Annotated in this window: 12 protein-coding genes; 5 read left to right on the top strand and 7 right to left on the bottom strand. The window is 38.4% G+C overall.

All coding sequences use genetic code 11. The features are described from left to right. Window positions 1-24: 24 nt before the first annotated feature. A complete protein-coding gene (locus KMW37_RS02150) occupies window positions 25-1,110 on the bottom strand; it encodes an AMP-binding protein (RefSeq protein ID WP_215222946.1) in 1,086 nt (361 codons plus the stop codon). 169 nt (window positions 1,111-1,279) lie between these two features. On the opposite strand from KMW37_RS02150, the gene KMW37_RS02145 reads away from it, so the two are divergent. Then, window positions 1,280-2,113 (top strand): 1,4-dihydroxy-2-naphthoyl-CoA synthase, encoded by an 834-nt coding sequence (locus tag KMW37_RS02145; RefSeq protein ID WP_215222945.1) that lies wholly within the window; start codon window positions 1,280-1,282, stop codon window positions 2,111-2,113. Window positions 2,114-2,168: 55 nt separating this feature from the next. Here the strand turns inward: KMW37_RS02145 and menD are convergent, their stop codons facing one another. Genes menD through KMW37_RS02130 form a run of 3 tightly spaced genes read right to left on the bottom strand, consistent with a single transcriptional unit; the run spans window position 2,169 to window position 5,485 of the window. Next, window positions 2,169-3,845 (bottom strand): 2-succinyl-5-enolpyruvyl-6-hydroxy-3-cyclohexene-1-carboxylic-acid synthase, encoded by a 1,677-nt coding sequence (menD, locus tag KMW37_RS02140; RefSeq protein ID WP_215222944.1) that lies wholly within the window; start codon window positions 3,843-3,845, stop codon window positions 2,169-2,171. Between the two features lie 9 nt (window positions 3,846-3,854). Then, window positions 3,855-5,063 carry a chorismate-binding protein gene (locus KMW37_RS02135; RefSeq protein ID WP_317195545.1) on the bottom strand — a complete coding sequence of 403 codons (1,209 nt, stop codon included), beginning with the start codon at window positions 5,061-5,063 and terminating at the stop codon, window positions 3,855-3,857. Beyond that, window positions 5,063-5,485, bottom strand: a complete 423-nt coding sequence (locus tag KMW37_RS02130; RefSeq protein ID WP_215222943.1) for a hotdog fold thioesterase — start codon at window positions 5,483-5,485, stop codon at window positions 5,063-5,065. Before KMW37_RS02130 ends, KMW37_RS02135 begins: the two co-directional genes overlap by 1 nt. Before the next feature lie 54 nt (window positions 5,486-5,539). On the opposite strand from KMW37_RS02130, the gene KMW37_RS02125 reads away from it, so the two are divergent. Then, window positions 5,540-6,169 (top strand): histidine phosphatase family protein, encoded by a 630-nt coding sequence (locus tag KMW37_RS02125; RefSeq protein ID WP_215222942.1) that lies wholly within the window; start codon window positions 5,540-5,542, stop codon window positions 6,167-6,169. Here the strand turns inward: KMW37_RS02125 and KMW37_RS02120 are convergent. The 3 genes from KMW37_RS02120 to KMW37_RS02110 form a co-directional block, all read right to left on the bottom strand. Next, entirely contained in the window at window positions 6,153-6,563 is a 411-nt protein-coding gene (locus KMW37_RS02120; protein ID WP_215222941.1) for a hypothetical protein, read from the bottom strand. The genes KMW37_RS02125 and KMW37_RS02120 overlap by 17 nt on opposite strands. A 172-nt stretch (window positions 6,564-6,735) precedes the next feature. After that, the gene (locus KMW37_RS02115) at window positions 6,736-7,518 is read right to left on the bottom strand and encodes a zinc ribbon domain-containing protein (protein WP_215222940.1); all 783 of its coding nucleotides are present in this window, start codon (window positions 7,516-7,518) and stop codon (window positions 6,736-6,738) included. Between the two features lie 3 nt (window positions 7,519-7,521). Beyond that, complete coding sequence (locus tag KMW37_RS02110; RefSeq protein WP_215222939.1) at window positions 7,522-8,622, bottom strand: Nif3-like dinuclear metal center hexameric protein; 1,101 nt, start codon at window positions 8,620-8,622, stop codon at window positions 7,522-7,524. 45 nt (window positions 8,623-8,667) lie between these two features. Here KMW37_RS02110 and lpxK point away from each other — a divergent pair, with 45 nt between their 5' ends. The 3 genes from lpxK to miaE are packed head-to-tail and all read left to right on the top strand — an operon-like array spanning window position 8,668 to window position 12,264. Next, a complete protein-coding gene (lpxK, locus tag KMW37_RS02105; RefSeq protein WP_215222938.1) occupies window positions 8,668-9,735 on the top strand; it encodes a tetraacyldisaccharide 4'-kinase in 1,068 nt (355 codons plus the stop codon). Window positions 9,736-9,775: 40 nt separating this feature from the next. Then, a complete protein-coding gene (locus tag KMW37_RS02100) occupies window positions 9,776-11,647 on the top strand; it encodes a putative porin (RefSeq protein ID WP_246581288.1) in 1,872 nt (623 codons plus the stop codon). A 5-nt stretch (window positions 11,648-11,652) separates the two neighbouring features. Continuing rightward, window positions 11,653-12,264 (top strand): tRNA-(ms[2]io[6]A)-hydroxylase, encoded by a 612-nt coding sequence (gene miaE, locus KMW37_RS02095; protein ID WP_215222937.1) that lies wholly within the window; start codon window positions 11,653-11,655, stop codon window positions 12,262-12,264. The last annotated feature ends 72 nt before the right edge of the window (window positions 12,265-12,336 follow it).

Raw genomic sequence — 12,336 nt, 5'->3', positions numbered from 1 at the left:
TATAAAATAAGGTGAAAAATGAAATTAATGTTTTTTTAGAGCCTGCTCCAAAGATTTGATTCGATTGATTTTGCCAGAGGTAGTTTCTATAAAATTATATGTAAAATAAATTTTTTTAGGGTTTTCGTATTTAGTCAGATGGCTTTTTACTTTTTGGGATAATTCTTGGAATAACTCTGTCTTTGGTCGTTCTGATTCTATCAAAAGAACCACTTGCTCCCCCCATTTGGGGTGGGGTTCACCAGTGACAAAATATCGTGCATCTGGAAATGAATTATTGATGACATAAGAAAGCTTCCTTTCTATTTCCTCGGGTTGGAGTTTGACCCCTCCAGAATTAATAGTGAAATCAGCCCGGCCCTTCCAGATGAATTGACGGTCATTAAGTATTTGCACAAGGTCATTGGTATGTAGTTTATTCAGGGCCATTGGGGCATTAATGATGAGTTTGCCTTCTGTATCCTGATCAATTTCAACACCAGGGAGTGTCTGGTATATCAATTTGGTATTAAGAATTAAAGGTGCTAGTGCGATATGGGAAACGGTTTCTGTCATTCCGTAGGTTTGATAGGCACTAATTCCCAACTTGGCAATTCTATTCTTTAGCTCTTCAGATATGGGGGCACCACCAATAATCAAATGTTGTATGCTTTGCAGTCTTTCAAGGGCCTTGGGTGTTTTGAGGGAGTTTTCAACTTGTGAAGGCACCATGGCCACAAAATTAAAAGCAACTTGGTCAAATAGCTTTTCAAGTGGATTGCCACTTGGTTCAATTAAATGTAGGTTACAGTTCCATTCCATTGCCCGTACCAGCATCATTTTACCAGCAATCATAGCCGTATTCAGGCAGCAGAGTAAATGTTGTCCCTTTTTTATATTGAAAAAGTCCCCAGTAGCTTTTGCGCTGCATTCCATTTGATGCCTGCTTACCGCTATTTTTTTTGGTTTTCCTGTTGAACCGGAAGTTTGCAGCTCGAAATTTTCTTTGTCATTTAGCCATTCCCTACAGAAAATAAGGGATTGATGATAATAATCTGAAAGTTCTGGCCATTTCCCAAGTTTTATCTGCTCAAAGGAAACCTGAATGTTTTGGATAAAAATGTGACTCATTTAATTAAGTAATTAGAGGGCAAATTACATTTTTTTGAAAGGCTTTAAAATGGAGGGCTCGGTAAAATTCTCTTGGATATCATCTATTAATTAATCTTTGAGAACAATTAATAATCTTGAGCCTATTATCTTGCGGTGAAATTACCTTTTAACCTAATCAATAAGCAAAATGGAGTGGAAAGTAGTTAAAGAATTTGAAGATATAACCTATAAAAAATGTGGCGGAGTAGCCCGGATTGCATTTAACCGTCCAGAAGTAAGGAATGCTTTTCGACCAAAAACAACCAGCGAGCTTTTTGAAGCATTTTTAGACGCTAGAGAAGATACTTCCATTGGAGTGGTCTTGCTTTCTGCTGAAGGTCCATCTCCTAAAGATGGGGTGTACTCTTTTTGTAGTGGAGGTGATCAAAAGGCAAGAGGCGAGCAGGGCTATGTAGGTGATGACGGAATGCACAGATTGAATATTTTGGAAGTACAACGGCTGATCCGATTTATGCCAAAAGTGGTGATTGCTGTAGTGCCTGGATGGGCAGTTGGTGGTGGACATAGCTTGCATGTGGTCTGTGACCTGACATTGGCCAGTAAAGAACATGCTATTTTTAAACAGACTGATGCCGATGTTACCAGTTTTGATGGCGGATATGGATCAGCATATTTGGCTAAAATGGTTGGTCAAAAGCGAGCGAGAGAAATTTTCTTTTTAGGAAGAAACTATTCAGCTCAGGATGCCTACGAGATGGGAATGGTTAATGCAGTAATTCCTCATGATGAGCTTGAGGACACGGCTTTCCAATGGGCACAGGAAATCCTTGAAAAGTCACCTACATCTATTAAAATGTTGAAATTTGCCTTTAACCTTACCGATGATGGAATGGTTGGGCAGCAGGTGTTTGCTGGTGAAGCTACAAGGTTGACTTATATGACTGAAGAAGCCAAAGAAGGTAGAAATGCCTTTCTTGAAAAGAGGAAGCCTAATTTCAAGGATATAAAATGGATACCATAATATAAATATTGAATAAGCCAGCACTATCCTCAGTGGATTGTTGCTGGCCTATTTTTTACCCTTCTTCTTTTAGCATCAATTTGAAATCTTTTAGGATTTGTGCATTCTTAATACTGTCAGATTTGATTTCAAGGATTTTAGGTCTTATAGATGGATGATAAAACTCTTGCAGTATATTCTCCAATTCTATTTCATCTTTTGCAGTATAGTATTTAAAATTGAAATCCTTAGCTAGGTTTTCAGCCTGAAGAGCCTGTTTGGTTTCAAAGAATTCTTCAAGCTCAGCTTGTTTGTTAGGTCCATCAATCAACCTGAAAATACCGCCTGATTGATTATTTAGCAGGATTACTCTTAAGTTGTTGATGGAGTAATTATGCCAAAAGGCATTTCGATCATAAAAGAAAGCCAAGTCTCCAGTGATCAAAGTAACAAAGTCCTTAGTTGTGAAGGTGCAACCAACTGCTGTACTGTTGGATCCATCAATTCCACTAGTTCCACGATTACAAATTATTTCTTGCTCTCTAGGTCCCAGGAAGTTCACATAGCGAACTGACATGCTATTGGCAAGATGTAATTTGGAGTTTGGGGGAATATGCTTTAGTACCTTATGGATGGCTTTGAATTCCCCAAAATCAATGTTTTCAAGTGCCTTTGTCATTTTGCATTCTATGCCTTTGTCAGCGCTAAACCAGGCTTGGTAGAATGCTTGGTCCACCTCTCCAAGGCCTGTGTTCAGAAATTTTAGGAACTGACGGGAATCACAATAAATTTGTTTTGATAATGACTGATAGGTGTCAGGGATTTCTCCGCTTGGCTGTATATGCCAATGGTCTGCACCTGATTCCCTCAAAAATAATTTTAAGGACTTTGAAATGATTGATTTACCAAAGCTAATGATCAGATCAGGCTTCAAGGCTTCTTTGTCAGCAATGGGGATTAGCTGATCATGGAAATTGATTGTAAGCTTAGATTGATGGTTACTGATCGTATCAGTAACGATGATGGCCTGTTTTGATTTGGAAATATTATTTAAAAGTTCTTGAAGCTCCTTATTGGGAGTTTGTTGTCCAGGAATGATGATGATTTTGTTATAGTAGTCAAGTTGATTTTTAAGTTTGACCTGAGCTTCTTCCGGTAAGCTCTTTTCAGAGTCCACTTGTTCAACCACCTTAATATTATGGTTATAATCAAATTTTTCATTCTCAGTAGGGTAAAAAGGCTCCCTTAAAGGTATGTTAATATGAACTGGACCAGCAGGAAAGCTTTGGGCAAGATTAATTGCTTCATTACTGATTCTATGCGCATGCCATATTTTATCTTTATGGGAAAATTCGTCAGGAAAGCTATAGTCTTTTTTAATATGCCTTCCATATATTTTTTCCTGTCTGATAGTTTGTCCATCCCATTGGTCAATCCACTCAGCAGGTCTATCAGCTGTGATTACAATTAAAGGAATTTGTTGGAAAAATGCTTCAGCGACCGCTGGAGCATAATTTAAGGCCGCAGTTCCGCTGGTACAAACCAAAATTACAGGTTTTTTTAGCTGTTGAGCCATCCCCAATGCAATAAAAGCAGCTGATCGCTCGTCTGAAATTGTCCTGCAGTGTAGTTCTGGATGTCTGGCAAAGGCCAAGGTAATTGGAGCACAACGAGAACCAGGTGAAAGAATAATGTTTTTAATGCCTTTTTTGGCACAAATATTCGCTAGATCGATGAGTGGTTGTATGATCAATTTAGGAGCTTATTGAATGAATTTACCAATGATTTCACATTTTAGGGAAGTTTCTTCCCATTCCTTTTCTGGATTGGAGTCCTCTGTTACTCCAGCACCGGCATATAGAATGACTTCGCCGTTTAAAATTTGTGCGGTTCGTAAGTTTACATAAATGGAAGTTTGGTTTTCTATATTTACCGGGCCAATAAAGCCCGAAAAGAATGATCGGTCAAACTTCTCGTGTTTTAGGATAAAGTCCATTGCTTTTTCCTTGGGTGTTCCGCAAACAGCAGAAGTAGGATGAAGTAATTTTAGCATTACTGCTCCAAGCTGGGGGAAGTTGGTGGCCTCCATATCAACCCTGAAGTCAGATCTTAGATGAAGTAAATTTCCTGCCAAAACTGTTTTCGGGCCATTTTCTTCATATTCTCTTAGTCTGATTTTTTTGAAATTATTGACGATATATCTGCTGACCAATGCTTGTTCTTCAATTTCCTTTTGTGTCCAAGCGGCATTCTTGATTGGGTTGTCGCCTTGGGCCCTTTGGGTTCCAGCTAAAGCCATGGTGTAGAAAAACTTGTCCTCCGTTTTGATCAAGATTTCTGGTGTTGCTCCAAGCCATGTCCCTATGTTTGGAATATGAAAGAAGTTAACAAAGGTGTTAGGATAGGTTTTACATAGTCGAAGAAAAGTCCTGACCAAATCAAAGTCAGCGTTTGGCCTGACCTGTTTGATCCTTGAAGGAACAACTTTTGCTATTTCTCCTGCATTAATGGCAGATATGCCCAATTCTACATACTGAATAAAATCCTCTTTCGAAGAAGATACAATATCGTTTTTTGGCTTTTTGGGATGGTTTTGTTGCCAGAAATCTTTGATAAAACCTTTTATTTCTTCAGAATCCATTTTTTTGGAAAGAAATGCTTCATCAATGACTTCAGTAGATACGGGTAAATCTAATTCAAGTTTAATATAGTCTGAGGCCCGTAAAAAGTAGGCTTTTTTGTCATCTTCTTGAGAAAAAGTATGTGCTATAAAACCTGCTGGTAATTGGTCCAGGTCTAAGTCTACTTTCTTGACTTTTTCTGTTTTGTCCACTATGAGTTGGATAGATGAACTCTTTGGGGATTTCCAGATGGCAATTTGATGACCACCTTTTAGTGCATCATAAAGCTTGAACGCTATGAATTCCTCTTGGGAAATGGTAGTTGGTTGGGCGGTTGATATATCCATCATTATTTTTTATCCAGGACAGCTATGGTGATCCTGCTAATACAAACTAAAGCATTGGTTTCAGAGTAGATCTTAATTTCCCAAACATGTGTCTTTCGACCAATATGTAAAGGTTGGACAACCCCTCTTACCCTTCCGTCCTTGACGGATTTCAAGTGATTTGCATTTATCTCCAGTCCCACACAATATTGGGTGTTGGTATCAATGCAGCACATAGCCGCAACGCTCCCAAGGGTTTCGGCGAGAACCACGCTAGCACCTCCATGTAACAATCCAAATGGTTGTTTTGTTTTATGGTCAACTGGCATACTTGCCTCGATAAAATCTTCCCCGATCTTTGTGAACTGAATATCTAGATGACCGGCCATACTGTCCTTGCTCAAGTTATTCAAAAAATCGATATCGAGGTTTTGATTAAATATCATGTGTTTTGGAATAAAAACGTTTTCTTTGAAAATTGTTAACAAAAATACGGAATCTTGAGTACTAAAAAAATCTACCTCGTCCGACATGGACAGACGGATTACAATTTAAAAGGAGTAGTGCAGGGCAGTGGCATAGATGCACCAATCAATGAGATGGGAAAGCGGCAAGCCAAGGCTTTTTATGATGCCCATAAACATATTAAATTTGATAGAATTTATTTTACAGGCCTCCAGAGAACCCGTCAATCTATTGCCCAATTTTTAGATAATGGAACACCATATGAGCCGATTGTGGAATTTAATGAGATCAGTTGGGGGAAATATGAGGGCGTTCCTATGAGCAAAGAGGAGCATAGTTATTATCAAAGTATGCTTCAGAAGTGGTCCGATGGAAATCTGGATTATAGCATTGAAGGAGGAGAGTCTCCCAATCAAGTATATAAGCGCTTAAAAAAAGGGCTTGATTATGTAATGAAACAGGAAGGCGAGACGATTCTCATTTGTATGCATGGACGCGCCATGAGGGTAATGCTAAGCTTGATGTTAGCATATGACCTAAGGTTTATGGATGTATTTGAACACCATAATTTGGGGTGTTATGAATTGACACATTTAGAGGAAGGTCGTTTCAGGATGGATCGCTATAATAATGTGAAGCACCTTAAGCTTAAAGGACTGATTTGATAGCTTTCACCTGCTTTTTATCTAATGAAGCATAGAAGCTAGAAAGTAAATCTTTATAACTTTCCTTGGATTCACTTAAGTCTATGATTCTGAATGCTACTTCCTGTAAGGGTTTTTCAGTGGATTTGTTAATTTGAACCATTGTTTGACCGAATTGACATTTGTCAAAATTACAATCAGGAACCTTAATGAATAAAACAGCATCAGAATTGCCATTATAGGTTTTGGTGTCAAATTTCTCAAAGAAGTTTAATTCAATAAATTCAGGACTTGATTTAAGTTCTTTTAATTCCTTTTTACTGAAAATAACAACGAAAGTTTTTTCTTCTGCTGCTTTACAGAAAACGGCAGAAGTAATGAGGGTGAATAGGGTAATTAATAATAAATGCTTCATGTAGAAATATATAAAATTAATTACGAGTAACCAAGTGCTTGAGCTTCAATTGTATGATAAAAATATGTAAGGTTTGCTAATATAGTTCTACTAAAAAATTAGGATTTGTTTAAATGGGATCCTGAAGGGGATAATAAAAAAGGCTGTCAATTTTGACAGCCTTTTTTATATATTATTTTTTGCTTCTTGCTTTTGTAGCTCTTTTTTTCTTTGGAAGTGTTTCATCTTCGATTTCGTCAGCAACGTCAGCTAAGATTCTTCCACAGTGTTCACATACGATGATTTTTTTCTTTTCTCTAATATCAGCCTGTCTTTGAGGAGGGACAATATTAAAGCAACCACCACAAGCGCCTCTTTTTACTTCCACAACCGCCAAGCCATTTTTAGCATTGGCACGGATTTTTTTGTAAGACTTGATGATTCTCTCTTCGATCTTTTTCGTGGCCTTTTCACGCTCAGCTTTCAGTTTTGATTCTTCAGCTTCGCTTTCTGCTACGATAGTATCAAGCTCCTCTTTCTTCGTATCAAGATCTTTTTTTCTGTCCTTTAAGGTCTCTTGAAGATCCTTTAAGTCTGAATTTTTTCCTTCAATTCTCGCCTCAGCCTCGCCAATTTTCTTTTTGGAAACCTGAATCTCCAAATCTTGAAGTTCCAATTCTTTGGTGATGGCGTCATACTCACGATTGTTTCTGACGTTCATCTGCTGTTCCTGGTATTTCTTGATCAGCTTTTCAGACTCCTTTATAGCTTCTTTATGGCCTTTGATTTCATCTTCAAGGGCTACGATGTCATTGTTGAATTTTTCTAACCTTGTCTCGTAACCAGCTATTTCGTCCTCTAAGTCTTGAACTTCCTCAGGAAGAGCTCCCCGAATTTTAAAAATAGCATCTAAACGGGAATCTATTTTTTGAAGATTATAAATGGCTTCAAGCTTCTGTGCAACTGTACTTTCCATGTACTATATGTAAGTTATGGGATTCGTAATGACTTTTGTCAAATAGAGTGCAATATTACTAAAATTTTGTGACAATATATCCAATAATAACTCTTTTGTGTGAATTTCACTTTCGTAATGTCCGATGTCGGTTATAACTATTTGATTTTCAGCATCAAAGAATTCGTGGTATTTTATGTCTGATGTGATGAAGATGTCAGTCTTGGCAGCTTTGGCCGCTCCAAGTAGAAATATACCAGCCCCACCGCAGACAGCGACCTTTTGTATCGGTTTGTTTCTCAGGTGGGTATGTTTGATAATATTTAATCCCATCGAAGTTTTTAGGTGGAGTAAAAATTCTTTTTCATCCATTGGGCTTTCAAGTTCGCCAAGCATTCCTGCTCCTACTTCTTGAAATTCATTTTCGATTTGTTGCAAGTAGTAGGCAACTTCCTCATAGGGGTGGGATGATTTTAGCGCAGCTAGGACTTTCCTTTGTAAATGGGAAGGGAAAATTAATTCAATTCTGTTTTCTTCAACACTTTCCGCCTTGCCTGTTTCACCAATGCTAGGGTTGGCTTTGTCAGAGGGTAAGAAAGTTCCCGTTCCTTGACTTCTGAAACTGCATTTACTGTATTCTCCTATTGATCCGGCTCCTGCTGAATAAAGTGCCTCCAAAACTTCATTGGTGTTTTCTAAGGGAACAAAAGCCGTTAGTTTCATCAATAATCCCTTTTTGGGGGATAAAATTTTGGTGTTTGTCAAGCCTATTTTATCACAGATTTTTTTGTTCACTCCTGTGTGGATATGGTCAAGGTTGGTGTGAATGGCAAAAATGGCAATATCATTTTTGATAGCCTTCAGCACAGTCCTTTCCACATAGTTTTTACCGGTAAGGCTTTTCAGTCCCTTAAAGACTATGGGATGATGCGCAACAATCAGGTTACAGCCTAATGAGATAGCTTCTTCTACAACTTCCTCGGTTACATCCAAAGTGCAGAGAATGCCCTTAACTTCTTCACTGGGATTACCTGTAATTAATTGGGCATTGTCATAAGATTCCTGATAGGAGGGAGGGGCTATGCTTTCCAGGAAGGAAACTACATCTCTAATCAAATTAACCATATATTTGTATTTACCGTTTGATCCAAAATTATAAAAAATAAAGTAATGCAGCCCCATCAGTATTTTATGTATCCATTTTCCCTTTTATATGATGGGATTACCCGTTTGAGGAACAGGATGTTTGATGTTGGGGTAAAGAAAAGCATAGAGTTTGAGATTCCAACTATTGTAGTTGGAAACCTCGCTATTGGCGGAACTGGGAAAACTCCTATGGTGGAGTTTTTTGTGGAGAATTTTAAGGAGTTTCATGAGGTTGCGACCCTAAGCAGGGGTTATGGACGTAGGACGAAAGGATTTATTTTGGCTGGACTTGGAGTAACCGCAGATGAAATTGGAGATGAGCCTTTTCAGGTTTTTTCTAAGTATGGCCATGAAATAACAGTAGCAGTTGGCGAGCAAAGGATTTTGGCTATTCCACAGATAATAGCTGAAAAACCAGCCACTGAGCTGGTTATTTTGGATGATGCTTTTCAGCATAGGTATGTCAAGGGAGACTTGAATGTTTTGCTGACAACATTCCAGAGGCCATTTTTCAAAGATCATGTTTTGCCTATGGGGACACTTCGGGAAAGTCCAGCAGGTGCAGGGCGTGCAGATGTGGTTGTGGTAACCAAAACTCCAGGATCAATTGACGAGGACGAGAAAAAAGAGTATTTGGAGCAAATCCGCCCGCATGTTAAAAAACATTGTACTGTACTTTTTGCTGGGCTTAAATATGGAGAGCCCTATAATGTTCGAACTAAAGAAAAGGGGGATTTTGGGAAAGCCGTTTTGGTCAGTGGTATTGCCAATAATAAATTATTGAGGGAATGGGGGGACGCTAATTATGAGCTCGTCGAAGTATTGGAGTACAGTGATCATCATTATTATGCTGAAAAGGATATTAAGTATATCGTAGAGAGAATGGAATATCATAAGGGTGAAAATCCAGTGCTTCTTACCACCGAGAAAGATGCAGTAAAACTTAATGCCAATAAATTTCTTCCTTATTTGCAAGAAATTCCGATTTTTGCGGTGCCTGTCCAGGTAAAATTTGAAGATAAAGACAGAAATATATTGTTGGACATGGCATCAAAAGTCATAAGAAACAAAGCCTATCAAAGTGAATTTTAAACAGCTATTTGGTTTATTTTTATTCATGTTAATGCTTAGCATGACAGCCTTTGGACAAACCAACAGGGGGCAAAGGCCTACGGGCGCCGGGGAGGAGCAGCAGGAGCAGCAACAAAAAAGAGGTGGGCTGATTGATGACTCTACCAAAATGGTGTATGGGCCCAAAACATCCTTGTATTTTCTAGAGGAAAATGTCCGTTTTAACAAAATGGAAAAAACGCCATTGGATACCAGTTTGACTAATTTCCATAATTTCGAACCTGTTTTTAAGAGCGGGTATAAGTACCAGGATCTTGGGAATCTGGGAAGTGCCGCTAAGCCTGTTTATTATGATTTGCCTGGAAAAATTGGAACCAGATCGGGTTTTGATGTCTATGATCTGTATTATAGGTCTCCGGATAAATTGAAGTATTTTGATACCAAGTCGCCGTATACCAAGTTGGAAGCTTTTTATGGTGGAGGTAATCGGAATATGTTAAATGTTGAGTTTGCCAGGAATATCACGCCTACTTGGAATGTTGGATTTAATTTCAATACCATTAGAGCAAGAAAAACCCTGAATCCTAATGCTAGGGATGATAATATGGCTGAACAGACAGGGTATTCCATTCATACCAATTATCAGTCGGATAATGGGAAATATATGCTTTTGGCCAATTTTTCAAGGATGCACCATGCTGTTTATGAGCAAGGAGGGATTATTCCTCCAGAGGTAGATAGTACATCATTGTATTTTACCTATGAAGATTCCAAGGTTTGGCTAAGTAATAGTAAGGCCGTGGATTTAAGGCAGGATTATCACCTTTATCAGCAGTTTGAGATTTTGAAGGGATGGCAAATTTACCAAGTTTCCGATTGGAGAAAACAGGGCGTTTCTTTTGTGTCTGACCTGACTACTAGCGATTCATCCTTTTTCAACCAGTTCAATCAAAATCGTTTTATAAATCAAGATACTACCCAGAATTATCATCGATTTGTTGAGTTTAATAATGAAGCGGGGTTTAAGGGAGATTTTGGTCCTGTATATTATAATGCCTATGTTAAATTCAGGACGGGTTCAATGAGCAGTCCCAATTTTGAAAGTGACAATAATTTCAATGAATTCTATATTGGAGGAGCTTTAAGGGGTGAGATTAATGATCAATGGTCTTTTGAAGCAGAAGGGGAGTATTTGGTGCCCGATGGTTTTCGATTAAGAGGGTATTTTATTTCACCTTATTTGGACGTCACCTATACCAAAGCCTCTTATAAGCCTACTGCCATGCAGCAGATGTACCGAGGGAATCATTATCAGTGGACCAATGATTTTTCCAATACTGGAGTGGATCAGATAAAGGGTGAGATCAAGGCGGATTTTGCCAAGGTTTCCATTCATCCAAGCTTGACATTGAACCGTGTCAATAAATATGTTTATTTCAATCAAAATCAGGAGGCTGAGCAGATAGATGGTGAAGCATACATGGTGATTCCAGGAATAGAAACTAGTTTTCGTTTTTGGAAAAGACTGGTATGGCAAAGTGAGGTGATTTATACTTCGATTTCCGGAGATGCATCTGATAAATTTAGGATTCCAGAGTGGTATGCGAGGACAAGGTTGTTCTTTGATGGGCCAATGTTTGATGAGCATCTTTTTATCCAATTTGGATTGGAAGGCCGTTATAAAAGCGATTATTATGCTGAGGCTTATATGCCAGCCACGCAGCAATATTATTTACAAGATGATTTCCTTATTGAAGCCTACCCGGTAGTGGATGCTTTTGTGAATTTGAGAATAAACCGTACTAGAGTGTTGTTGAGGTACAATCATATCAACAGTAATTTATTGAATGAACCGGGGTATTTTGTGACGCCTGATTTTACAGGGTTAAAAGGAGCTCTTGACTTAGGTATAAGCTGGTATTTCTTTGATTAAATGTTATGGGTTGGGAAGAAAGTACTAAAAACAAAATGTTGAATTTGCAATTGCCTACTGATCCACGGTGGGTAGATATAGCCTCCATGAATTTGGAGGATATATTGGTAGATCATGCATATTGTGAGCAAAAAGCAGCCTCATCTTGTATTTCTCTTATTCTTCGATTTCCAGATTTGGAAGAGTTGGTGGATGTGCTTACACCCGTGGTGGCAGAGGAGTGGGCTCATTTTGAAAGGGTGATGGAGCAAATCAGAAAGCGTGGATTTCATTTTGGTTTTCCTAGAAAAGATGAGTATGTGATCAAACTGAACCAGTTTGTAAGGAAAGGAGGGTCAAGAATTTCTCAGTTGACGGAGCACTTGCTGATGAACGCCTTGATCGAGGCAAGGAGTTGTGAACGGTTTAAATTGCTTTGGAAAAATATAGCAGATGAGGAATTACAGCATTTTTATTATGAATTGATGATTTCTGAGGCTGGTCATTATGTTAATTTTTTGGAATTGGCAAGAAGATACCAGGACCCTGAATTAGTGGATAAGCGTTGGAAAGAGTGGTTGGATTTTGAGGCAGAGGTTTTGAAGGGATTAGAAGTCAGGTCTGATAGAATGCATTAGAGATTGTTGAGACCATTTGCTCTTTTTTAAAAGAAATATTGGTATTGGGAGGTTTTTATTCCTAATATAAGC

The sequence above is a fragment of the Echinicola shivajiensis genome (assembly GCF_018642165.1).
Classification (GTDB): domain Bacteria; phylum Bacteroidota; class Bacteroidia; order Cytophagales; family Cyclobacteriaceae; genus Echinicola; species Echinicola shivajiensis.
The sequence above is the reverse complement of the archived record's forward strand: the minus strand, read 5'-3'. Positions and strand labels throughout refer to the sequence as shown.

Excerpts from the sequence above, each read along its gene's own strand:
- KMW37_RS02150 (WP_215222946.1), bottom strand. The coding sequence starts at position 1,110 with ATGAGTCACATTTTTATCCAAAACATTCAGGTTTCCTTTGAGCAGATA.
- KMW37_RS02145 (WP_215222945.1), top strand. The coding sequence starts at position 1,280 with ATGGAGTGGAAAGTAGTTAAAGAATTTGAAGATATAACCTATAAAAAA.
- KMW37_RS02135 (WP_317195545.1), bottom strand. The coding sequence starts at position 5,063 with ATGATGGATATATCAACCGCCCAACCAACTACCATTTCCCAAGAGGAA.
- KMW37_RS02130 (WP_215222943.1), bottom strand. The coding sequence starts at position 5,485 with ATGATATTTAATCAAAACCTCGATATCGATTTTTTGAATAACTTGAGC.
- KMW37_RS02120 (WP_215222941.1), bottom strand. The coding sequence starts at position 6,563 with ATGAAGCATTTATTATTAATTACCCTATTCACCCTCATTACTTCTGCC.
- KMW37_RS02115 (WP_215222940.1), bottom strand. The coding sequence starts at position 7,518 with ATGGAAAGTACAGTTGCACAGAAGCTTGAAGCCATTTATAATCTTCAA.
- KMW37_RS02110 (WP_215222939.1), bottom strand. The coding sequence starts at position 8,622 with ATGGTTAATTTGATTAGAGATGTAGTTTCCTTCCTGGAAAGCATAGCC.
- lpxK (WP_215222938.1), top strand. The coding sequence starts at position 8,668 with ATGCAGCCCCATCAGTATTTTATGTATCCATTTTCCCTTTTATATGAT.
- KMW37_RS02100 (WP_246581288.1), top strand. The coding sequence starts at position 9,776 with ATGACAGCCTTTGGACAAACCAACAGGGGGCAAAGGCCTACGGGCGCC.
- miaE (WP_215222937.1), top strand. The coding sequence starts at position 11,653 with ATGGGTTGGGAAGAAAGTACTAAAAACAAAATGTTGAATTTGCAATTG.